At 59.6% G+C, this 22,232-nt stretch carries 24 protein-coding genes; 10 read left to right on the top strand and 14 right to left on the bottom strand.

Annotated elements, in window-relative coordinates; translation table 11 throughout:
* Window position 1: 1 nt before the first annotated feature.
* On the bottom strand, window positions 2-721 hold the full coding sequence (locus tag ACTG36_RS00240) for a GNAT family N-acetyltransferase (RefSeq protein WP_375279332.1): 720 nt from the start codon (window positions 719-721) through the stop codon (window positions 2-4).
* Entirely contained in the window at window positions 718-1,443 is a 726-nt protein-coding gene (locus ACTG36_RS00235) for a competence/damage-inducible protein A (protein WP_375279331.1), read from the bottom strand. Before ACTG36_RS00235 ends, ACTG36_RS00240 begins: the two co-directional genes overlap by 4 nt.
* A gap of 39 nt (window positions 1,444-1,482) precedes the next feature.
* Between ACTG36_RS00235 and sfsA the strand changes: the two genes are divergently transcribed.
* The 3 genes from sfsA to ACTG36_RS00220 all read left to right on the top strand — a co-directional run bounded on the left by sfsA (window position 1,483) and on the right by ACTG36_RS00220 (window position 4,014).
* Window positions 1,483-2,178 (top strand): DNA/RNA nuclease SfsA, encoded by a 696-nt coding sequence (gene sfsA, locus ACTG36_RS00230; RefSeq protein WP_375279330.1) that lies wholly within the window; start codon window positions 1,483-1,485, stop codon window positions 2,176-2,178.
* 100 nt (window positions 2,179-2,278) lie between these two features.
* Window positions 2,279-3,088, top strand: coding sequence for a type I methionyl aminopeptidase (gene map / locus ACTG36_RS00225; protein ID WP_375279329.1), 810 nt, complete (start codon window positions 2,279-2,281; stop codon window positions 3,086-3,088).
* A gap of 59 nt (window positions 3,089-3,147) precedes the next feature.
* A complete protein-coding gene (locus ACTG36_RS00220; protein ID WP_375279328.1) occupies window positions 3,148-4,014 on the top strand; it encodes a serine hydrolase domain-containing protein in 867 nt (288 codons plus the stop codon).
* A 4-nt stretch (window positions 4,015-4,018) separates the two neighbouring features.
* Here ACTG36_RS00220 and rsmD read toward each other — a convergent pair whose 3' ends face one another.
* Both rsmD and ACTG36_RS00210 read right to left on the bottom strand, forming a co-directional pair.
* Window positions 4,019-4,564: a 16S rRNA (guanine(966)-N(2))-methyltransferase RsmD gene (gene rsmD / locus ACTG36_RS00215; protein WP_375279327.1), complete on the bottom strand. Its 546-nt coding sequence runs from the start codon at window positions 4,562-4,564 to the stop codon at window positions 4,019-4,021.
* A complete protein-coding gene (locus ACTG36_RS00210) occupies window positions 4,561-5,769 on the bottom strand; it encodes an NAD(P)/FAD-dependent oxidoreductase (protein ID WP_375279326.1) in 1,209 nt (402 codons plus the stop codon). Before ACTG36_RS00210 ends, rsmD begins: the two co-directional genes overlap by 4 nt.
* 81 nt (window positions 5,770-5,850) lie before the next feature.
* Here ACTG36_RS00210 and ACTG36_RS00205 point away from each other — a divergent pair, with 81 nt between their 5' ends.
* Window positions 5,851-6,342 carry a peroxiredoxin gene (locus tag ACTG36_RS00205; RefSeq protein ID WP_375279325.1) on the top strand — a complete coding sequence of 164 codons (492 nt, stop codon included), beginning with the start codon at window positions 5,851-5,853 and terminating at the stop codon, window positions 6,340-6,342.
* Window positions 6,343-6,393: 51 nt separating this feature from the next.
* On the opposite strand, the gene ACTG36_RS00200 is transcribed toward ACTG36_RS00205, so the two are convergent.
* The 6 genes from ACTG36_RS00200 to ACTG36_RS00175 are packed head-to-tail and all read right to left on the bottom strand — an operon-like array spanning window position 6,394 to window position 12,186.
* Complete coding sequence (locus ACTG36_RS00200) at window positions 6,394-6,672, bottom strand: 4a-hydroxytetrahydrobiopterin dehydratase (RefSeq protein WP_375279324.1); 279 nt, start codon at window positions 6,670-6,672, stop codon at window positions 6,394-6,396.
* Entirely contained in the window at window positions 6,669-7,853 is a 1,185-nt protein-coding gene (locus ACTG36_RS00195) for a GNAT family N-acetyltransferase (RefSeq protein ID WP_375279323.1), read from the bottom strand. Before ACTG36_RS00195 ends, ACTG36_RS00200 begins: the two co-directional genes overlap by 4 nt.
* Window positions 7,854-7,883: 30 nt before the next feature.
* The gene (locus ACTG36_RS00190; RefSeq protein ID WP_375279322.1) at window positions 7,884-8,627 is read right to left on the bottom strand and encodes a glycerophosphodiester phosphodiesterase family protein; all 744 of its coding nucleotides are present in this window, start codon (window positions 8,625-8,627) and stop codon (window positions 7,884-7,886) included.
* Window positions 8,624-9,085 carry a RidA family protein gene (locus ACTG36_RS00185; RefSeq protein ID WP_375279321.1) on the bottom strand — a complete coding sequence of 154 codons (462 nt, stop codon included), beginning with the start codon at window positions 9,083-9,085 and terminating at the stop codon, window positions 8,624-8,626. Before ACTG36_RS00185 ends, ACTG36_RS00190 begins: the two co-directional genes overlap by 4 nt.
* A gap of 57 nt (window positions 9,086-9,142) precedes the next feature.
* On the bottom strand, window positions 9,143-10,435 hold the full coding sequence (locus ACTG36_RS00180; protein WP_375279320.1) for an HlyD family type I secretion periplasmic adaptor subunit: 1,293 nt from the start codon (window positions 10,433-10,435) through the stop codon (window positions 9,143-9,145).
* Entirely contained in the window at window positions 10,432-12,186 is a 1,755-nt protein-coding gene (locus ACTG36_RS00175; protein ID WP_375279319.1) for a type I secretion system permease/ATPase, read from the bottom strand. Before ACTG36_RS00175 ends, ACTG36_RS00180 begins: the two co-directional genes overlap by 4 nt.
* A 169-nt stretch (window positions 12,187-12,355) precedes the next feature.
* On the opposite strand from ACTG36_RS00175, the gene ACTG36_RS00170 reads away from it, so the two are divergent.
* The 3 genes from ACTG36_RS00170 to ACTG36_RS00160 are packed head-to-tail and all read left to right on the top strand — an operon-like array spanning window position 12,356 to window position 14,096.
* A complete protein-coding gene (locus ACTG36_RS00170) occupies window positions 12,356-13,117 on the top strand; it encodes an MlaA family lipoprotein (protein ID WP_375279318.1) in 762 nt (253 codons plus the stop codon).
* Window positions 13,117-13,713: an MlaC/ttg2D family ABC transporter substrate-binding protein gene (locus ACTG36_RS00165; protein ID WP_375279317.1), complete on the top strand. Its 597-nt coding sequence runs from the start codon at window positions 13,117-13,119 to the stop codon at window positions 13,711-13,713. Before ACTG36_RS00170 ends, ACTG36_RS00165 begins: the two co-directional genes overlap by 1 nt.
* Window positions 13,710-14,096 (top strand): hypothetical protein, encoded by a 387-nt coding sequence (locus ACTG36_RS00160; RefSeq protein ID WP_375279316.1) that lies wholly within the window; start codon window positions 13,710-13,712, stop codon window positions 14,094-14,096. Before ACTG36_RS00165 ends, ACTG36_RS00160 begins: the two co-directional genes overlap by 4 nt.
* On the opposite strand, the gene ACTG36_RS00155 is transcribed toward ACTG36_RS00160, so the two are convergent.
* A complete protein-coding gene (locus ACTG36_RS00155) occupies window positions 14,097-16,250 on the bottom strand; it encodes a transglycosylase domain-containing protein (protein ID WP_375279315.1) in 2,154 nt (717 codons plus the stop codon).
* A gap of 273 nt (window positions 16,251-16,523) precedes the next feature.
* Here ACTG36_RS00155 and ACTG36_RS00150 point away from each other — a divergent pair, with 273 nt between their 5' ends.
* From ACTG36_RS00150 to ACTG36_RS00140, 3 genes are all read left to right on the top strand, one after another.
* Window positions 16,524-16,862 carry a P-II family nitrogen regulator gene (locus ACTG36_RS00150; RefSeq protein ID WP_296418037.1) on the top strand — a complete coding sequence of 113 codons (339 nt, stop codon included), beginning with the start codon at window positions 16,524-16,526 and terminating at the stop codon, window positions 16,860-16,862.
* Window positions 16,863-16,888: 26 nt separating this feature from the next.
* A complete protein-coding gene (locus ACTG36_RS00145; protein ID WP_375279314.1) occupies window positions 16,889-18,202 on the top strand; it encodes an ammonium transporter in 1,314 nt (437 codons plus the stop codon).
* Window positions 18,203-18,377: 175 nt separating this feature from the next.
* Window positions 18,378-19,166, top strand: coding sequence for an FkbM family methyltransferase (locus ACTG36_RS00140; protein WP_375279313.1), 789 nt, complete (start codon window positions 18,378-18,380; stop codon window positions 19,164-19,166).
* A 15-nt stretch (window positions 19,167-19,181) separates the two neighbouring features.
* Here the strand turns inward: ACTG36_RS00140 and ACTG36_RS00135 are convergent, their stop codons facing one another.
* From ACTG36_RS00135 to sseA, 3 genes are all read right to left on the bottom strand, one after another.
* Window positions 19,182-19,955, bottom strand: coding sequence for an SDR family NAD(P)-dependent oxidoreductase (locus tag ACTG36_RS00135; RefSeq protein ID WP_439141151.1), 774 nt, complete (start codon window positions 19,953-19,955; stop codon window positions 19,182-19,184).
* Between the two features lie 116 nt (window positions 19,956-20,071).
* A complete protein-coding gene (locus ACTG36_RS00130) occupies window positions 20,072-21,256 on the bottom strand; it encodes an amino acid aminotransferase (protein WP_375279676.1) in 1,185 nt (394 codons plus the stop codon).
* Entirely contained in the window at window positions 21,256-22,113 is an 858-nt protein-coding gene (gene sseA / locus ACTG36_RS00125) for a 3-mercaptopyruvate sulfurtransferase (protein WP_375279311.1), read from the bottom strand. The genes ACTG36_RS00130 and sseA overlap by 1 nt, the downstream gene beginning before the upstream one ends.
* Between the last annotated feature and the right edge of the window lie 119 nt (window positions 22,114-22,232).

The raw sequence follows: 22,232 nt of genomic DNA, 5'->3' as shown, positions 1-22,232 counted from the left end.
CTCAAGCCTCTGGGTGGATGCGGTAGTGGTATCCTCCCACAGGGGTCATGCCGAGGGAAGTGTAGAGAGCATTTGCCCCCACATTGGCCTTTGTCACCAACAGTGCAATTTGGGCTGCGCTGTGGTCTTGCGCCCAGAACGCCAAGGCGCGGATCATGTGGCGGCCAAGCCCGTTGCGACGAAAAGAGTGGGCTGTCTCAATCGCGTGGAGCATGGCGGTGCCATCGCGGATCGCGGCAAAGGCCGTGCCTGCGGGCGTGTCATGGATGCGGCCCAACACGCATGTTTTTGGGCCAGCGGCACGGGCCATCACGGCCAGCCGCGCGTCATCAACACCGCCTGCGTCCCAAATTTCCGCTTGCGTGGCCAGCGGTGGCCAGACCTGAAAACAGGTGACAGCTGGGGGGCGTTCCGTGGCCAATGTGGCCGTTGGGGCCGTGTAAAATGTGACGGGGTCCTTGATGGCATAGCCATCGGCCTCAAGCGCGGCATCCAACGCGTCTTCGCCATGGCGGACCATAAACAACGGGCGTTGCCCCAAGGCGCGCATGGCGGCTTCGGCCTGTCCGCGTTCGTTGATCTGGGCCGCGGGCGTGGCCGTGGCTGCCGACACGCGACTGCCGCCACCCGCGCCTTCACGGATGGTCCAGCCTGCCACGTCGGTCATGGATTTGGCGGGCCAAGTGGCATCAATCAGCGCGGTCAGGGCCTCGGGCGTCATGCGGGAAACGCGGCCCGCAAATCGGCCAAGGCGGCATCAATCTGGGCGCGGTCCTGCCCACGGATCACGATGTTCGCGCCATACTGTCCCGTACCGCTTTGGAACGGGTAGGACCCGAGTGACAGGTCAGGATACTTGGCGTCAATCTCCCCCAGGGGGCCAGCGATATCGCCTTCACCGCGATCAATCCGCAGGCTTTCGGAGATCAACGGCGCACCGCCCGTCAAGGTCGGCAGAACCGACGCCACCATGGCACGGAACACCGATGGCACGCCTGCCATCACATGCACATTGCGCAGGGTGAACCCCGGCGCCACGGACACTGGATTGTCGATCAACGTGGCCGACGCAGGGATGCGCGCCATGCGCTGACGCGCGGCGTTAAATTCTTTGCCATCACGATCATAATGGGCCTGCAACAAAGCACGCGCATCATCTCGGATGTCGATGGTGTCGCCAAAGGCCTCAGCAATGCAATCGGCGGTGATGTCGTCATGGGTAGGTCCGATTCCGCCGGAGGTGAACACACTGTCATACCCCGCCGATAAGGCCTGCACAGCGGCGATGATCGCGGCGGCATCGTCGCTGACCACGCGGACTTCTTTCAGATCAATACCATGGGCCGTCAGTTCATTTGCCAGATGGTGCATATTCGCATCCCGCGTGCGGCCCGAAAGGATTTCGTCACCGATGACCAACATGGCTGCGGTTGGGTTTTGCATGGCATTCTCCTGTGCTGTGAAATGGTATATGGGGCGAATATGCGCTTTGCCACTCCCCTTGTGTCCGGACGTCTGATCCGCCGTTACATGCGGTTCCTGTGTGATGTGGAATTGGATGACGGGCGCGTGGTGAAGGCCCATTGCCCGAACCCCGGGTCCATGATGGGTCTGAAAGACGAAGGGCTGCGCGTCTGGCTTGAGGGGAACGATGACCCCCGCAAAAAGCTCGACTGGGGGTGGCGGATTGTTGAGGCGGATGGCGCCTGCGTGGGCATCGACACTGGTGCCGCCAATGGCATCGTGGCTGAGGGTTTGGCGGCGGGGCTGACAGGCCTAGACGGTTACGACACGATCCGGCCCGAAGTAAAATACCGCGACAAAAGCCGTGTGGATTTTCTGCTGTCTGGTGCGGATCGGCGGGATTGCTATCTGGAGGTCAAATCCGTGACCTTGCTGCGCCAAAGCGGTCTGGCAGAGTTTCCTGATTCTGTCACTGCACGCGGGGCCAAGCATCTGGGTGATCTGGCGGCCATGGTCGCCGAAGGCCACCGCGCGGTCCTGCTGTTCCTGATCCAGCGTGGCGATTGTGACCGTGTGGCGGTGGCCGCTGACATTGACCCCACCTATGCGGCCGCTTTTGACGCTGCACGCGCCGCAGGTGTTGAGGTTCTGTGCTTTGATTGCGATGTGTCCCCCAGCGGTATTGCGTTGCGGCGACGGATCGCCTTTGGCTGACGGGCCTGCGGGGGCCGATGTTGCGGCCAAGATGACAGCAGGGGGTTTAAAACCGCCCCATGATGACCTATTTGAAGGTCAAGCGAGACGGATTGAACACGTGAGCACCAACAAAGCGCGCCTGACCAAAGATGGCATTCGACTGTATGACCCGAGCGATTTTGCAGGCATGCACGCAGCCGGTCGTTTGGCTGCCGAAATCTTGGACCGAATTGCCGAACATGTGGAGCCGGGTGTCACAACCGGCCATCTGGATCAGTTGATCACCGATTGGGTGACTGAGGCGCGTGCGACCTCTGCCACGATCGGCTACAAGGGCTATCAGCACGCCAGCTGCATTTCGATCAATCACGTGGTGTGTCACGGAATTCCGTCCGACAAGAAGCTGAAATCGGGCGATATTCTGAACATCGACGTAACGGTGATTGTCGACGGTTGGTTCGGGGACACCAGCCGGATGTATGTCGCGGGTGGGCAGCCCAACCGCAAGGCGGAACGTCTGATCCAAGTGACCCATGATGCCCTGATGTTGGGGATCGAAGCCGCCAAGCCAGGCAACACCTTTGGTGATATCGGCCACGCCATCCAGTCCTACGTCGAAGCGCAGCGCATGTCTGTTGTGCGCGATTTTTGCGGGCATGGGCTGGGGCTGGTGTTTCACGCGCCGCCCAATGTGCTGCACTACGGACGTGCGGGCACGGGCCCTGTACTGGAGGAAGGCATGTTCTTCACCATCGAGCCGATGGTGAACCTTGGCCGGCCCGAGACGAAAATCCTTGCCGACGACTGGACCGCTGTAACGCGGGACAAATCCCTGTCGGCACAATTCGAACATTCCATCGGGATCACCTCGGACGGGGCGGATATCTTTACGCTGTCGCCCAAGGGCATGTTCCACCCAACGTATTGAGGACTGCGGCGCTTCTCCTTGCCCTTGCAGGCCCGGCTGTCGCAGACGAGGCCGCGATCTTGCAAGCATGGGAGGAGTGGCTGGTCACCAACGATGTGACCCAATCCGCGTTGGCCATCACCAAGGACGGCATTTTGCTGTCCGACCATGGGCGCGGGATGCAGGCCGATGATGCCGTGCCGCTTGCGTCCTTGTCCAAAGCAGTGACTGGGGCCTGCGTTCTGGCGCTTCAGGACGAAGGCTTGCTGGAGGTGTCCGACACCTTGGATACGGTCTTTGCCGCCACACCTGATCGCGTTGGGCAGGGCGGGGACATCACGATTGATGCGCTTTTAACCCATACCTCCGGTCTTGATTTTGACCGGACACAAACGGTGCTGAACCCGTCTTTGTGGGGCGCGTCTGACATGCACGACCAGATTGCGGACCTTGCCTTGGCGCGCCCGCTTGGTGCGGCGGAATTCTTCTACAACAATGAAAATTACGCGGTGCTGGGCAGCGTTATCATGCAAGTCACAGGGCAATCAGTTGCGGAGGCCTGTGCCCCTCGCGTGCTGGCCGGTCAGCCAACCGCAGCACCTGACAGACGCACCGGTGGCGGGTTGGCCTACGGTGGGTGGTCTATGTCGGTGGAGGATTACGCGGCCTTTACAGCCACGTTGGCACCCGACGACGATTGGCCGGGCGCGCCGGTGGGCGGGGGCGCATACTACGGGCCCGGCGTTCTGGTCCGCGACATGCAGAACGGCACGAACCTTTGGCATTTCGGTGGCTTTTGCCTGATGGGGTTGGGCGACTACGGGTCGTATTTCTACGTGCTGGAAAATGGCTGGGGTGTGGTTGTCTGGTACGATATTTGTGCATCCGGCGCGCAGGCGGTGGCCCTTGATAACGCCTTAGCCCGCGCCGCCTATTCTGGCGAATGATCGCTTATGGCAGGGTGAGCATCGTCACATGCGTGTCGCCGTAGCGGCGCAAATCCACCTGCACAAAACCCGCTAACGGCTGCGGCGCATTGTCTTCCACCACAATCAATGCATCAGCGGTAAGCCAGCCCCCGGCCTTGGCCGATGCAACGGCGCTGGCTGCCATCCCCTTGCCGTAAGGGGGATCCAGAAACACCAGATCGCAGGGCGCAGGTGCCGCTGGCAGTTTGTCCGCCGCACAGGTCAGAAGTGTAGCGTCATCGATCCGGCCCGTCTTGGTAATGTTTTCGCGGATCAGCTTTTGCGCTGTGCGGCCATTGTCCACGAAGGTGCAGTGGGCGGCACCACGCGACAGGGCTTCCAACCCCAAAGCACCCGTGCCCGCAAACAGGTCGAGGACCCGCGCGCCTCGGGGCAATCCATGGCCCACCAGCACGTTGAATAGGCTTTCGCGCACACGGTCGGGCGTGGGCCGCAGGTGTGCCGCAGCATCGCCTTTGCCAACCGAGGCCAGCGTCAAACCGCGATGCTGACCGGCGATGATCCTCATGGGCGCAACAGGGCTTTCATATCCGTTTCGGGGTCTTGGATCAGGGGTTTGGCGGGGGATTTTCCGGCCTCGATCAACCGCTTTCCGATCATGTAATTGCGCGGGTCGTTCATGGCGTCGACGGCCAACAACTGATCGCCTCGGAAATACCAATGGGATTGCGCATCGCCGGTCTGGCGCACGACCACATCGTCGTAGCCAAGGTTTAGCCCCGCAATCTGCAATTTGACGTCGTACTGATCCGACCAGAACCACGGTTTCGGGGCGTAAGGCACTTCCGCCCCCAGCATGTTGCGCGCCACGCATTCCGCCTGATCAATGGCGTTGCCGACGCTTTCGAGACGGATTTGCTGCCCGTACCAGTCCAGCGTGGCGCAATCACCTGCGGCCCAGATGCCGGGCACGCTGGTCTGGCCGTAAATATTCGTCTGGATGCCATTATCACAGACCACGCCCGCGTCTTCGGCCAAAGCGGTCGCGGGGTAAATGCCCACACCGACGATGGCGAAATCAACGTCGAGAGTTGTGCCGTCTGACAAAATCGCACCGGTTACACGGTCCTCGCCCGTCAGCCGGTCCAGCCCCGTGCCTTCGCGAATGTCGACGCCGTGGGCGGCATGCAGGTCGCGGAAGTAGTCAGAGGTCTGGGGCGCTGCCACACGTTGCAAGATGCGGTCCGCCATTTCCACCAGCACCACCTGCAGGCCTAGCTTGGCCGCGACCGCAGCAGCCTCAAGCCCGATATAGCCCCCGCCGATAATCAGCAGCCTGCGACCTGCGACGAATTCGGGCATCATCGCATCGGCATCCGCCAGATCGCGGACCTGATACACGCCGTCCAGATTGCCGCCAATGGCATCGGGTAGCAGACGCGGGTGTGATCCGGTGGTGAAGGCCAACTGGTCGTAGTGCAGCACCTCATCCCCTTCCAGCGTCACGGTTTTGGCCGCGCCATCTACCGCCACGGCGCGGGTGCCGGTGCGCAGGGTGATATCATTGCCATCGTACCAATCGCGTGGCCGCAGGAAGAGGCGTTCACGCTCCATCTCACCCAAAAGATACGCCTTGGACAGGGCTGGGCGTTGGTAGGGCGGCCCGTCTTCGGCCCCTAGTAAGGTGATGTCGCCTTCATACCCTTCGGTCCGCAGTTTCCCCACCAAGGACGCGCCGGCCTGACCGGCCCCGATCACTACAATATGGCCCATTTTGCGTTCCCGTCTGGTGTCTACCGACCTCGACCCTATATGGTGGATTGACGAATATGCAATTGCCGAAAGGGGCAGAGAATGACAATTTCAGTTGGCGACAAACTTCCCGATGCGATGCTTGTGAAAATGGGCGATGAGGGGCCCGAGCAGGTTTCGGTGTCGACCCTGACCGAAGGCCGCAATGTCGTGATCTTCGCCGTGCCCGGCGCCTATACTGGTGTGTGCACCACGGCCCACGTCCCGTCCTTTATCCGCACCCAGGACCAGTTCAAGGAACGCGGCGTGGAAGAGATCATCTGCGTATCCGTCAACGATCCCTTCGTCATGAGCAACTGGGGAGAGGCCACAGGTGCAACCGAAGCAGGCATCGCCATGGTCGGTGACGCCGCTGCCGAATTCACCAAAGCGCTGGGCATGGATTTCACGGCCCCGCCTGCGGGCCTGATCAACCGGTCCAAACGATATGCTATGTTGGTCATGGATGGCGAAGTGAAAGTGCTGAACGTCGAAGACAGCCCCGGTGAGTGCGGCATCTCCGCTGGCGAAGGCCTGCTGGACGACATGGGCTGACGCCTCGGACCCGCCGTCCGGGTTCGGCGCACAGGCGCCGGATCAGGGCGGTCAGCCTGCCAGTGCGTCCATTTTCTGGGCAAGCTTTAGGTCAAGATCTGACAACCCACCTGTGTCGTGGGTTGTCAACGTTACCTCGACGGTCTTGTAGACATTGAACCATTCGGGATGATGGTTCAGCTTTTCGGCCACAATCGCGGCCGATGTCATCCAGCCAAATGCTTCGATGAAATTGCCGAAGGTGAAGGTTTTTTTGGCGGAGGATTCCCCGACCTCCCAGCCTGCTGCGGTCAAAGCGTCTTTGCCTGTTTGGTCCAATGGGTCGCTCATTGCTGTTCCTCCACATTGATTTTCTTGAAAGGTCCGTAAGACGTCAGGACCTCGATCTCTTCGTCAATTGCCGCGCGTTCGGCCTTAAGGTAATCCGCCACAGCCCCGCGGAACCCTGCATCGCTGAACCAATGCAGCGAGTGGGTTGTGACAGGCAGATAGCCGCGTGCAAGCTTGTGTTCGCCCTGCGCGCCGGCCTCAACCCGCGCCATGCCGTGGGCAATGGCGTAGTCGATGGCCTGATAATAGCAGACTTCGAAATGGAGGCAGGGGTGATGTTCGGTGCAGCCCCAGTAGCGCCCATAAAGCGTATCACGTCCGATAAAATTCAACGCGCCTGCCACGGGCACGCCGCCGCGCAGGGCAAAAACCAGCAACATGTCATCGCGCAGGGTGTCTTGCGCGATATCGAAGAACCGCCGCGTCAGATAGGGCTGGCCCCATTTGCGCGCGCCGGTGTCTTGGTAGAACGTCCAAAAGGCGTCCCAGTGGTGCGGTTCAATCTGATCGCCGGTCAGCGGCACAATCTCTCCGCCAAAATCCTGCGCCGTGCGGCGTTCTTTGCGAAGCGTTTTTCGTTTGCGCGATGACAGTGCGGCCAGAAATTCGTCCCAATCTGCATAGCCATTATTTGCCCAATGATACTGTTGGGACGTGCGGTGCAGCAGGCCCATTTCCGCGCCGGCCAATGCCTCATCCTCGGTGCAGAAGGTGGCGTGCAAGGACGACAGATCATTGTCCGATGCGATTTGCACCGCACCCTGAACCAAGGCCCCCATGCCGATGGTGTCAAACCCCGGTCGGGTCAAAAAACGCCGACCGGTGGCAGGTGTGAACGGCACGGCAATTTGCAGTTTCGGGTAGTACCGACCGCCCGACCGTTCAAACGCATGGGCAAAGTTATGGTCGAACATATATTCGCCCTGGCTGTGGGATTTGCCATAAAGCGGGGCCACCGCGATCAACTGTCCATCTTGGCGCGCGGCCAGATAATGCGGGTCCCACCCGGTGCCCGCGCCGACGCTTCCGCTGTCTTCAAGTGCTTTCAAAAAACGGTAGGTCGTGAAGGGATCAACGGCGCGCCCGTCATGCGCTTCGGAACAGGCGCAGGCGTCCCATTCGGCCGCATCAATGCGGTCGAGGGTCGTATGCGTGGTGATTTCGATTGCGCTTCCGTCCATTCCCATCAGGTGGCGCGGGCGCGGCCAAGTTCAAGCACGGTAACCTTCGAAAGTGATGTTATCTGCGATCTTGCGCGCCTCAGCCTCCATCTGCGGGGATTTGATTGTCCAGCACAGGACTGGCACATCCAGCGCGCGCAGACGTGCCACATGGGGGGAGTTCAGATCGTCTTGTTGGTGGCTGATAAAACAGGCCCCAACGCGGTCGAAATCGGGGATCGTGGCCTGTTCATGGCGGACGGCGCTGGGCACAGTCGGCCAGTCTTCGGGCGGATAGGGGCAAGTTGTTAGGCCAAGAGGACGGTCGGGCGCATATTTAGCGCAGGCTGCTACCGCGTGCGGGTTGAACGACATCAGCGCCACGTCACCTTTGTACCCATCAAGCACAGCGCAAACCGCCTGTTCTAACGGACCAACCGAGGGGCCAAGCCCACCGTCTTGATCCTTAATTTCAATCAGCAACGGCACGGCGCCATCTACAATTTCCAAGACCTGCGCCAGCGTTGGGATTGTTCCGCCCCCGCTGAGGGGGATCAAGGCAAGCTCAGCCGCGGTTTTGCCCGCAATCGGGCCGGACTCCCCAGTCAGGCGGGCCATGTCGTAGTCATGAAACACCATTGGCACGCCATCTTTGGATGGCTGGATATCGACCTCAATTCCGTACCCTTCGGCCACAGCGGCCTGAACGGCCTCAGCCGAATTTTCCGCCCATTTGTCGTCGTGCAGGGCGCGGTGTGCGATCGGGCGCGCAAGGAAGCTGTCAGGCAGGGTCATGCGATTTCAAAGACAGCTTCGATTTCCACGGCCACGCCGAAGGGTAGCGATGCCGCAGACACCGCGCTGCGGGCATGGCGACCTTTGTCGCCTAAAGCTTCGACCATGAAATCCGATGCGCCGTTGATGACCTTTGGCTGGTCGTGGAAATCGGCGGTGGAATTTACAAAGCCCACAAGTTTGACCACTCGCACGAGCCGGTCGATGTCGCCGTCGCACCCCGCTTTGAGTTGCGCCAGCAAGCTGATCGCGCAGGCTTTGGCTGCGGCGGCCCCTTCTTCGGCGTCCATGTCGGACCCCAGTTTGCCGGTTATGAACCCGTCGGCATTGGCCGAAATCTGGCCTGACACGAACAACTGATTTCCGCTCCGCACCCATGGTACATAGTTGGCGGCCGGTGCAGGGGCGTCGGGCAGGGTCACGCCCAGTTCGGCGAGGCGGGCTTCGATGGTGGACATGGGGGCTTCCTTTCGTCGGTTTGCGCCGACGCTAGACTGCCCCGTGTCGGGCTGCAATCACCCGTCGCGGAAAGTGCGGGCGATGTAGTCGGACAAGGGGCGGACAAGATAATTCATCGGCGTGCGATCTGCTGTCCGTATAAAGGCTTCTACCGGCATGCCGGGCAGAAGGGTCGCCGTTTCCGGCAACCGCGCCAATTCCCCATCGTTCAGGGTAATTTCTGCGCGGTAGTAAGACGCACGCGTGGCGTCATCTGTAAAGGCGTCCGCCGAAACCGACGCTACCGTGCCGTAAAGTTCAGGCGTGGTCCGCTGATCGAGGGCCGAGAACCTGACGCTGACCTCTTGTCCGATGCTTAGAACATCAATGTCAGTGGGTTCCACCCGCGTTGCAATCACAAGGGGTCTGTCTTGCGGGACAATGAACAGCAACGGATCGGCGGGGCGAATGACGGCCCCCGTGCCAAAAACAGCCAATCCATAGACAATGCCGCCCACGGGGGCGCGGATGTCCAGCCTGTCCAACTGCCGCAGAAGGGACGTGCGCTGTTCGCGTAATTCCAGCTCATTGAATTGAAGGTCACGCAGACGGGTGATCGCCTCTTCACGGCGGGTTGTTTGAAGGCCCAGGAGTTCAAGGTCAATTTCGGTGATCCGTTCCGCCGCACCTGCCATGCTGGCTGTCAATTCGCCGACTTGGCCCAACAAACGGGCCTGTTCCCGTTGCAGGTTCAAAATAGTAGATGCCTGGGCCAAGCCACGGTCCAGAAGGGATTGTTGATTGGCCAGTTCTTCTTCAATCAATTCAAGCTGGGTTTGCAGGGCCGTCTGCTGGGCCTGAACCCCCGCGATCTGCGCCGCGATCTGATCTTTTCGGTTGAGAAGCTGTTCGCTACGCCGCGTTTCACTGTCACGTCGCGCGTTGAACAGATTGATCTGGCCGGCCTTTAGGGCGGCAATTGTGTCAGCGTCCCCTTCATCGATCAAAGGATCGAACGTAAGGTTGCTTGCCCCGTCCCTCTCAGCCTCAAATCGTGCACGCCTTGCGAGGATTTCGAACAACTGTCCCTCAACCACTGTCAAAGACGCCGAAAGGTCCTGCGGATCGAGACGCAGCAACAATTCCCCCGCTTCGACAGTGCCGCCTTCGTCAACGGAAATCTGGGTGATGACGCCGCCGTCAGGGTGCTGCACGATTTGCCTGTTCTGGTCGACTTCGATGAGGCCGCTGGCAATGACAGCGCCTGTGATGCGCGCCGTGACAGCCCAGCCGCCAAAGCCGCCAACAAGGATCAGCAAAGCGATCAGGCCCAATGTCAAAGGCCGCCGTGCGGACCAATCGGTTCTCATGTGACACCCCCGCCTTTGCCCTTGCTGCGGTCAATCTGCTGGCGATTGGCGAGGATTTTGGCCTTCACCTCTTCGGTGGGGCCAAAGGCTTTGACGATGCCGTTGTCGATATACATCAGCTTGTTGCACTGTTCGATCGCGGCAGGGCGGTGGGCCATGACAAAGACAGACCGGCCTTCGGCGCGCATCATGCGTATCGCCATATTGACGGCGATCGACCCCTCATTGTCGAGGTTCGAATTCGGTTCATCCAAAACCAGAAAGACCGGGTCACCATAGAGGGCCCGCGCGAGACCGATGCGCTGCACCTGCCCACCCGACAGCCGCCCGCCGGACCCATCCACGATGGTGTCATACCCTTCGGGCAATTGCAGAATCATGTCGTGGGCCGCCGCCTCTTTCGCGGCCTTGATGACCGCGCTGTGGTCCGGATCGGACGCCATCCGAGCGATGTTGTCGCGGATTGTGCCGGACAACAGCGTGACGGTCTGTGGCAGATAGCCGATGTAGCCGCCCAGCGTATCCGCGTCATATTGATCAAGGGACGCACCATCCAGCCTGATGGTCCCGCCCGCGGGATGCCACAACCCAGACAGGGCCCGTGCCAAGGTGGATTTGCCGGCCCCCGATGGCCCGATCACGCCAACTGCGTCGCCGGGATCGACTTTGAATGACACCATCCGAAGGCTGGCCTTGGTTTCCCCCGGAGGTAGGATCGTCACCTGATCGGCCACGATTTTTGCCTTGGGTCGCGGCAATTCGGTGCGGCCTTGTGGGATAGGGACTGCCCCCAACAGACGCGTCAGGTTGATCCAACCGATGCGGGCGCGTTCCAGCACGGCCCATTGGTTGATCAGCTGTTCAATCGGGGCCAAAGCGCGACCCATCAGGATTGACCCTGCGATCATCGCCCCAGGCGTAAGCTGCCCCTGAAGCACCAGATAGGCCCCAAGGCCTAGCATCGCAGATTGTAAAAACAGGCGGAACGACTTCGTCACGCTGCCAAAAGTGCCCCCCAGATCGCCTGCGTGAATGCCTGCCCTTAGGGATTTGTTGCGCAGGTTCAGCCAGCGCTGAAACGCAGCACGGCGCATGCCGAGCGCTTGGATGGTATCCGCACCACTGCGCAGCTGTTCCCCCATGGCTTCCGCGCGGAAAGTGGCCTCATTCGCGCTATCCAGCGGCTTTCGGCTGGTCATCTGGTTGAGCAGTGCCACGACAATCAGGATCGACCCACCCCCGAGCGCCAGGTACCCCAGATAGGGATGGAAAATGAAAAGACCGGCCATAAACACGATCGCCCAAGGCAGATCAAATGGGGCCATGGCCACGGGGGACATGATTGCGCGCTGAATAGACTGCAAATCGCGCTGGGCTGTCTCAGCCTCAACCGGGGCGCGGCCGGATGCTTTGGCCCTCAGGGCTGCGTTGAACACCCTTTCATCCAGATCGGTTTGGAACTGCGCCCCGATCCGCCCCATGATGCGGCCACGGGAATAGTCGAGAATGCCCATCATCAAATACATAAAGCCCACGATCACGGACAAAGCGATCAAGGTTTCCATCGACCGCGACCCAAGAACACGGTCATAGACGTTCAGCATGTACAATGGGCCGGTCAGCATCAGGGCGTTCACAAAGCTGCTGAAAATCGCCACAAACCAATAGAGCGCACGCGCCCGCGCACGCACCGCCACCAATTCGGCGCGGCCTGCTTTGATTTCTGCCTTCGTTGGCTCTTTTTGCATCATGAGCGCAAAATCGCCTTTCCCTATGCCTCGGCCCACATATGTGAGACCTTGGGGTTGAAAATGAACTTATACTGTATCAGGCCCTGCCACGATCATTTCAGTCCCCGTAATCCATATTCATCATAGGATTATTTCATAAGTCTTACCAACAGCTGCACCGGATAGGCCATTGTTACCCAATCTCTCGACCCGAATTCACATCATCTGCGTCCTTATCGCCATAGCCGGAGTGTCGGCCTGTACCGTTGGTGACACGTCTTTGTCGATCAACGATCCATATGAGGCGACGAACCGCCAGATTCATGCGTTTAACAAGGGCCTCGATCAAGCGGCACTGCGCCCGTCGGGTCGCGTCACGTCGTCGATCCCCGCAGAATACACCCAGCCCATCACCAATTTCGCCGACAACGTGGGTTTGCCAAGTGCCGTGGCCAACGGAATTTTGCAGGCTGATGTGGGCGGTGCCGTGACCAACACAATGCGGTTTTTGATCAATACGACGGTCGGGATCGGAGGGCTTTTCGATCCCGCAGGGGCCATTGGGCTGACCGAACAAAAAACGGACTTCGGCGAAACGCTCCATGTCTGGGGCGTGGGTGAAGGCGCCTATATCGAATTGCCGTTGCTGGGGCCGTCCAACCAGCGCGATGCCTTTGGCGAATTGGTCGAATTGGTATTCGACCCGCTGGATCACCTGGGCACGTCGCCGCAACTTGCATATGGCACCTATGCGCGCGCCGCTGATTTGGCGGTCAATCGTGGTTCCCTGTTTGAGACCATTGACGGTGTGCTTTATGACAGTGCCGACAGCTATGAACAGACCCGCCTGATCGCCTTGCAAAACCGCCGTTTCGAATTAGGTCAGGAGGCACCGGCAGAGGACGCGATTGATCCTTTCGCCGGTGATCTGAGCCTTGAGGGGTTTGAATAATGACCGACCTGATGTTGTCCCGCCGCCGCTTTATCGCTTTGGGTGCAGCCCCCTTAATAACTGCTCTGCCGATGCCTGCCTTGGCGCTCACCGGTGCGCAGGCAGAAGGCCTCGTTGATCGCGCTGTGGCTGAGATCAACAGCGTTATCGCATCAGGCGCATCGCTGAATTCCATGATCAACAGCTTCAAGGGGATCTTTGATCGCTACGCCGATACGGCCTATCTGGCCGCTTATGCGCTGGGCAACGACGGGCGGTCGGCCTCAACCGCGCAAAAGCAGGCCTTTGCAGATGCGTTTGGGTTCTATCTGGCGAACAAATACGGCCGCCGGTTCAACGAATTCGTGGGCGGGCAAATTCAGGTTCAAGGGTCCCAGCCCGTCAATTCCTATATCGAGGTTCAGACCCGCGCACTACTGCCCAACCAATCCCCCCTTCAGGTGGATTTCCATGTGACCGACCGTCCGGGCCGCCCGGTGTTTTTCAACCTCATCGTCGAAGGCATCAACATGCTGCTGAGCGAACGGGCCGAAATCGGGGCCCTGCTGGATGCACGTGGTGGTAATCTGGACGCATTGATCAGGGATTTGACATGAGACGACTGGCCTTGGCGATGATCCTCGCCCCCGCGATTGCAGCTGCGACGCCTTACGATGGTATCTACCGTCAGAACGCCAATGCGGAATGTGCCCTTGTGGGCGTGGACGGTGGCGCATTGCGGATCGAAGACGGTATTTTCTATGGTGTTGAGTTGGAATGCCGGATGACCCGCCCGGTCAACGTCGTCGATATGGACGCGACCCTCTATACAATGAACTGTTCGGGCAATGACGAAGTCTGGACCGAACGCGCAATGCTGATGCATGACGCCGAAGACGACGGCATCATCATGATCTGGGACGGTTACGCTTTCCGCTATTCTCGGTGCCCCGATCTTGACGCGACGGTGGAAGACGCCGCCGCAGCCACGGACGGTTGATCAGCCCCCGTTTGTGATCAGGTCCAGCAGTAGGTTTTCGATGATGTCGCCTGCTTCTTCCTCGGAATAGCCGAGCCCTTGCCCCCCCTGACCTGTGCCGCCCTGTGGCTGCTGGGCGACCTGCGAGGGCACAGTCATGGGCAGCGGCGTCACAGGCAAGCCATCCAACACACGGCGCATGGTTTCGTGCCAAATCTCGGCCGGCAGGCCCGATCCGGTGACCCCTGTCAGGGGGGTGTTGTCGTCATAGCCCATCCAGACACCGGCCACATAGTCGCCGGAAAAGCCAATGAACCACGCATCTCGTGCGCCTTGTGTGGTGCCGGTTTTACCAGCGATTTCCCACCCGTCGACGCCAGCGCGACGACCAGAGCCGCCTTCGACGACCTGATACATCATCCACGTCAGCTGCCGCGCCGCGGCTTTTTGGATCACACGTTCGCGGATACCGCCTGCGGCTTCAAGCAACGGCGTTTCATCGCCCATCAGACGCAGTTCAACGAGCCCGTAAGGTTTCACCGCAGATCCGCCGTTCAGGATGCCCGCATAGGCCCCCGTCATCTCCAGCAAAGTGCTTTCTGATGCGCCAAGGGCCAAGGCTGGGCCATTCGCCAAATCGCTGACGATGCCAAAGTTTTCCGCGACGGTCCGCACGTTTTCGCGGCCGACGGATTCGGACAAAGCAACGGCTGGAATGTTCAAGGACTGTTGCAAGGCCTCTGTCAGTGTGACGCGACCTTGGAATTCATTGGTGTAGTTGCGCGGGCAATATTCCCCGGACCCTGGCACGGTCCAACATCGCGGTTCATCCACCAAGACATCCAAGGGCGTCATGCCCAGTTCCAACGCTGTGCCATAGACGAAGGGTTTGAAGGCAGACCCTGTCTGCCGCAACGCCTGCGTGGCGCGGTTGAACGCCCCCGCCACTGTCAAATCGCGCCCGCCCACCATGCCCCGCACGGCGCCATCGGCTGACATCACGACAATCGCGGCCTGCGCCTGCGATCCCTCGCGGACCTTGTTTTCAAACACCCAGACCAACGCGTCCTCCGCCGCGTTTTGAATGCGCGGATCGAGGGTGGTTTTGATGATGACGTCTTCGGTCGTCTGTTCGGTAAAGAAGTTCGGGCCGCTGTCCATCACCCAATCGGCAAAATACCCGCCCGCACGGCGGCGTGCGGCCGCTGACAAGGTCGCAGGGTTGGCCTGCGCGATCGCGTATTCTTGCGGGGTTAGATAGCCCGCCTCCCGCATCAGTCGCAGAACGGTCGCGCCACGATCCTGTGCCGTCTGCAAGTTGCGCGTGGGCGAGAAACTGGACGGCGCTTTCAGCAGCCCCGCCAACATCGCCGCCTGTGGTGGGGTCACCTCGGCCGCAGAAATCCCGAAATACCGCTGTGCTGCCGCTTCAAAACCGCGTGACCCGGCCCCCAGATAGGCGCGGTTCATATAGATCGTCAGAATTTCATCCTTGGTATAACGGGTCTCCATCGCCATGGCGTAGGTCATCTCGACGATCTTGCGCCAAAGGGTCGTGCTGCGGCAGTCTTGTTCGTAGGCGGCTTCATCTTCCCAACGGTCGGGATCGAACGGTTGACCAAAACACAAAAGCTTTGCAGTTTGCTGGGTGATCGATGACCCGCCTGCGCCACGGAACGGATGCCCGTGTAGCCGCTGATTGCGGATTATGGCGGCACCGGTGGCGTAGAAATCCACACCGATGTGGTACCAATTGTAGAACCGTTTGTCCTCGGTCGCGATGATGGCGTTGCGCAGATGGGGGCTAACGGTCTGGGCTGTCACCATGCCGCCGAACTGGTCCCCGCGCCACGCAAAGGTCTCCCCGCGTGCATCAAGCAACGTCACCGACCCGCGCGTGCGCCCGTCTACCAGTTCTTCGAAATCCGGCAGGGTCGACGCGTAATAAAGTACCGCAAGACCAACAATCGCGCCCACAACAAGGCTGCCGCGCCATGCAAGACGCCACAGCAAGATCAAAACCCATTTGAACGGCCACAAGATCATCCCCAAAAAGCCGCGGGGCTTTTTGGCCGTTTTGCGTCGCGTGGGGCGTGCGGGCTTTCGCTTCTTTGGCGCAGGTGTGCTGCGTTTTTCGGCAACCAATGGTGTCCGCGATCCTCGTTTGCCAGTCATTCTGCCCACTCTCACTAGCGCCGTTTCGGCGTCACTTTGGCCCATGATACGTCCGGTGATTCCAAAAGTAGAGAAACTTTGACGTTGTTTGAGCGGTTTTCTGCCTGACTAATTTTTAGGCAAACGGATCAAATTGTGCATTTTTTGTGCAAAAGGCGAGTTGGCGCGCGCAAAATTAACCCGCCTTTGCTTGAGGTACCCCCGACCTTGCGACCTTTTGTGACCAGCGCGGCCCCGAGGGGTCAGCCATGACGAAAACCGGAAGGGACAATCGTGAAACTCATTATTGCAACAATCAAACCGTTCAAGCTGGAGGAGGTCCGCGAGGCCCTGACAGCCATTGGCGTTCGCGGGATGATGGTCACCGAGATCAAGGGCTTCGGCTCTCAATCAGGGCACACCGAAATCTACCGTGGCGCGGAATATGCCGTGAACTTCGTGCCGAAGGTGAAGCTGGAAATCGTCGTGGCCTCCGCCATGGCCGAACAAGTGGTCGAAACCATCGCCAGCACCGCCAAGACCGACAAAATCGGCGACGGCAAAATCTTTACGCTCGATGTGCAAAGCGCCCTGCGCGTCCGCACCGGTGAAATCAACGACGACGCGATCTAAACGAATATCAAGGGACCTTGAGAGATATGAAATTCCTGAAAACACTATCGGTCGCGGGTGCAGTTGCAGCACTTCCGACCCTCGCGCTGGCGCAAGACGCCGCTCCGGGCTTCGATGAAATCGGCCCCTATATCATGACCACCTTGTTGTTCCTCGTGGGCGGCTTTTTGGTGTTCTGGATGGCCGCAGGCTTTGCCATGCTTGAGGCAGGCCTCGTGCGGTCCAAGAACGTCACAATGCAGCTGACCAAGAACATCGCTTTGTTCTCATTGGCGGCGATCATGTATTGGCTGGTTGGTTTCAAACTGATGTACCCGGATGACTTTAACGGCTACTTCGCCTTCAATTTTGTCCCAACGGTACTTGAACCTGTGGGCCTGTCCGCCGCTGACGCATCGCTTGATTACGCGTCCGTCGCATCCGACTTCTTCTTCCAGCTGATGTTTGTGGCCGCCACGGCGTCCATCGTGTCCGGTGCCGTCGCCGAACGCATCAAACTGTGGCCCTTCCTGATCTTCGTGATCGTTCTGACAGGTATCCTCTACCCGATCTCCGGTTCCTGGCAGTGGGGCGGCGGCTTCTTGTCCGAAATGGGCTTCTATGACTTCGCCGGTTCGACAGTTGTGCACTCCGTCGGTGGCTGGGCTGCTTTGGCTGGCGCACTGATCCTTGGGCCACGTCTGGGCAAGTATAAAGACGGCCGTGTGAACCCGATGCCTGGTTCCAACTTGGCCCTCGCAACGCTCGGTACGTTCATCCTGTGGATGGGTTGGTTCGGCTTCAACGGCGGCTCTCAGCTGGCTGCGGGCACCGTAGGTGACATCACCGACGTGGGTCGTATCTTCGCCAACACCAACATGGCGGCCGCTTCCGGTGCTGTCGCGGCGCTGCTCCTGACGCAGATCATGTACAAAAAGGTCGACCTGACCATGGTGCTGAACGGCTGTCTTGGAGGCCTCGTGTCCATCACGGCATCCCCGCTTGAACCATCCATGTTCGGATCCCTGTGGATCGGTGCTGTTGGTGGTCTGATCGTGGTCTTCACCGTGCCGCTTCTGGACAAGCTGAAGATCGACGACGTGATCGGCGCCATCCCGGTACACCTTTTTGCGGGTATCTGGGGCACGATCGCAGTTGTCTTCTACACCCCCGATACTTCTCTCATGGTGCAGCTGACGGGGATCGTCTCCTACGGTGTGTTCACCTTCGTTGCCGCTGGCGTCGTCTGGTTTATCCTGAAAGCCACGGTGGGCATCCGCGTCTCCGAAGAAGCAGAGATCCAGGGCCTCGATACGTCCGAGCTTGGCATGGAAGCCTACCCCGACTTTACCAAAGGCTAATCTTCCCCGACATAGCCTTGCCAAAGAAGGCCCCGCTTTAACCGGCGGGGCCTTTTTGCATGCTTTTGCGGCGACAAAGGCACATGAGGCAAAAAATCCTTGGTTCTGGGCCGGTTTTGCGCACATTGTGCCGCAAGACCCCTCAACGGGTCATTCATTGACAAGAGCAGGCCAAATGACAACGAACGAGATGCCCGAATGGGCGGACAACCTGAACAAGATGATGGTTCGGTTAAACCGCAGAATTGAACACCAGAACTTTCTGATCGCTTACGGAAACCTGGGGCCTGATCGGATCGTCGACATCAGCCACCGAGGGGATCCCTTCCGGCTCTACGTGCCCTTTGGGGATCGCGATTTGATCCAGCGGCACCTGATTTCAGACCGCGACTTTTACGAATCCGGTTACCTGAACGCCTTGCGTGAAATGGGTGTCGTGCCACACGACAAGGTCATCATTGATGCCGGGGCCAATATCGGCAACCACACCGTTTTTTTTGCGCATTACTTCAAACCGTCGAAACTGTATTCCTTTGAACCCCAGCGCATGGTGTTCGACACGCTGCAACGCAATATCGAACTCAATTCCAACGGGCGGGACATCACGGCGGTCAATGCGTTGTTGGGCGCGGAAAAGGGGACAGGGTCGCTTGCGTTCTACAAACAGGGCAATCTGGGGGCCGCCTCTTTTGCACTGGACGATAAGGGTGAAACCCCCATGGTCGCGCTGGATGACGCGGTGACAAAGGCCGACCGCAAAAACGTCGGCTTCATGAAGATCGACGTCGAGGGTTTCCAGATCGAGGTTTTGCGCGGCGCGCATGACATCCTCACCCAAAGCAAGCCCGCCCTGTGGGTTGAGGTCTTCCGGAACGAACGTGAGGAATGCGATGCGTTTCTGGCCCCCTATGGCTACACCGCGACAGAACTGTCGCGCAGCAATGTGGTCTATCAGGTCAGTTGACGGGCGGGTGCAGCCCTACTTCGACTGCATCTTTTCCACCATCTTGAGGACCGCGCGGCGTGGCATGAACGGTATGATCCAGCCCAGTATGAACGACAGCCGTCTGTCGTTGATTGCGACCAGATCGCCGTTCATCATCGCATCGTATCCGTATTTTGCCACGCTTTCGGGCGTGGCACCTGATTTGACCAGATCGGTCCCGTCCAGATCGGCGCGTTCGGCAAACTCCGTTTCCACATAACCCGGGGCGAGGACGGTCACGGTGACACCCTTGCCGCGCAATTCATGATCCACGGCCTGGCTGAAGGAATTTACAAACGCCTTTGTGGCGAAATAAACCGCCTGCAAAGGTCCTGGCATGAAACCGGCCGTGGACCCGACGTTCAATATCCTGCCGCTGCCCCGGTTGGCCATTTTGGCGCCAAACGCATGGGTCAATGTCACCAGCGCCTTGATGTTGAGGTCGATCATCGCCTGCTCGTCCGCCAGATCGCGGTCAATCAAACGACCATGCCCACCAAATCCTGCGTTGTTGATCAAGATGTCGACGGGCACGTCAAAGCCCTCGACCGCCTCGACCAGACTTTCGGCGCCGTTGACTGTCCCCAAATCCAGCGCGACCACACGTACGGTGACCCCATGGGCGGCTTCGAGTTCATCCTTCAACGTGTTGAGGGCATCGGCCCGTCGGGCGGTCAGGATCAAATCGCCGCCGGTCTGGGCGTGATGGCGGGCAAGGGCGGCACCGATCCCGGAGGAGGCTCCGGTGATGAGGGCAGTGTTGGGCATAATCGTCTCCAGTAATGGCAAAGGGCGTCCCTGGCATATGGGAACGCCCTTCATGTGTTTCGAGGGTGCAGACTTTCTTTTGAAAGTCTGTGCTCAAAGCCTCATGTGAGGCTTTGCTACACCCCTGCGTCGATGATCGCTTGCGCTAGAATGGGCACGGTTTCAGCGTTCAGACCGGCGATGTTCATCCGGCTGTCACCCACCATGTAGATCCCGTGATCGGCGCGTAGGGCCTCGACCTTGTCAGGGCTTGTCCCCAAACGGCTGAACATGCCGCGATGTTCCGCAAGAAAATCGAAGCGGTCGGAATTGGACAGGCGGCGCAGTTCAGCGGCCAGCTGCTGGCGCAGGTCCAACATGCCAAGACGGACTTCTTCCAGCTCGGCCTCCCAATCGGCACGCAATTCAGGATCGGTCAGGATCGTGGACACGATCCGCGCACCGTGATCGGGCGGGAAGCTGAAATTCTGGCGGTTGAGGAAAGCAAGGTTCTGCTGTGCGAGATCGCGCTGCGCCTCATCCTTGGCGATGGCCATCAAGATGCCTGTGCGTTCGCGATAGATGCCAAAATTCTTGGAACAGCTGGCCGCGATCAGCACATTGTCAAAGCTTTCGGCAACCATGCGGGTCGCCGCCCCGTCTTTGTCCAACCCGTCGCCAAAACCCTGATAGGCGATGTCGATGAAGGGCAGCGCGGACTTTTCTTTCAGCAGGTTGATGACACCTTTCCACTGGGGCATCGTCAGATTCGCACCGGTCGGATTGTGGCAGCAGCCATGTAGCAGCACCACGTCCCCGGGCAACACCTGACCCAGATCGGTCAGCATGCCGACATAGTCGACCTGACCGGTTTCGCTGTCAAAGTAACGGTAAGATTTCGACTTCATGCCGAGGTATTTGATGATCGACGGGTGGTTCGGCCACGTGGGGTCCGACAGCCAAACGGTCGCACCGGGGGCCGCCATTTTGATCAGCTCCAACGCCTGCCGGATCGCACCTGTGCCGCCGGGGGTGGCCACAGCGGCAACGCGGTTGCGCGCCACAGCGCCATCCAGCACCAGATCAATCATCGCATCGGAAAACGCAGGATCGCCCGCCAGCCCGGTGTAGGCCTTCGTCGTCTGATCGGCATTGATCCGGCGTTCGGCCTCTTTCACCGCGCGCATGACCGGCGTGTTGCCGGACGCGTCCTTGTAGACGCCGACACCAAGATCGATCTTGGTGTCACGCTCATCCGCGCGGTAGGCCGCCATAAGGGCGAGGATTTTGTCTTTGGGTTGGTCTTTCAGATGCTCAAGCATCATGCGTCTCCGGTATAGATGGGAAGGTCAGGGAAGAGGCCCCATTCGGACCAGCTTCCGTCATAAACAGCGTGATCGGTCTTGCCAATGCGTTCCATGGCGAGGGCAAGGATCGCGGCAGTGACGCCGGACCCGCACGACAAGATCGCAGGTTTGGACAGATCGACGCCCGCGGCCTCAAATATAGGGCGAGTGGCGTCAGGGGATTTCATAGTGCCGTCGGGGTTCAGCAGATCGCGGTAAAACACGTTGCGGCTGTTCGGGATGTGGCCTGCACGCAGGCCTTCACGGGGCTCGGGCACATCGCCACGAAACCTCTCCGGCGCGCGGGCATCGACGATCACGTAGTCCCCAAGTTTGGAAGCGGCGGCCACCTGTGTGACGTCCTTGACCATCTGGTTCTGGCGGCTGGTTGTCATGTGGCGGTCGCGGATCACGGGGGGCAGGTCTTCCACCGGATGACCCTCCGCTTGCCATTTGGGAAACCCGCCGTCCAGCACCGCAATGTCTGTCTTGCCCATCAGGCGGAACATCCACCACACGCGCGCCGCACTGAAAATCCCCATGCCATCATAGACCACGATCTGGTGTCCATCACCAACACCCATCTTGCGCATCCGGCTCATGAATTTTTCGGTCGACGGCATCATGTGCGGCAGTTCAGACCGCTGGTCGCTGATCTCATCAATGTCAAAGAACCGCGCGCCGGGGATGTGGCCGGCATCGTATTCACCCTTTGCGTCCCGCGCTTCGTTGGGCATGAACCACGTGGCATCCAGCACCCGCAGATCGGGGTCTTTCAGATGGTCGGCCAGCCATGTGGTCGATACAAGCGTTTTGGGATCGTCAGAGGCCATGGGCGCACCCTCTCTCAGCCAAGAAATGCAGGCAATTTGGTTGCCTCGTCCCTACCGCCGCTGCCGTCTCAGTGCAAGGGAAACACCGAAAAAGGGCGCCCCAAACGGGACGCCCTTCC

Source organism: Pseudooctadecabacter sp., from assembly GCF_965657175.1.
Lineage (GTDB): Bacteria > Pseudomonadota > Alphaproteobacteria > Rhodobacterales > Rhodobacteraceae > Octadecabacter.
This window is presented reverse-complemented; position numbering and strand designations above follow the sequence as displayed.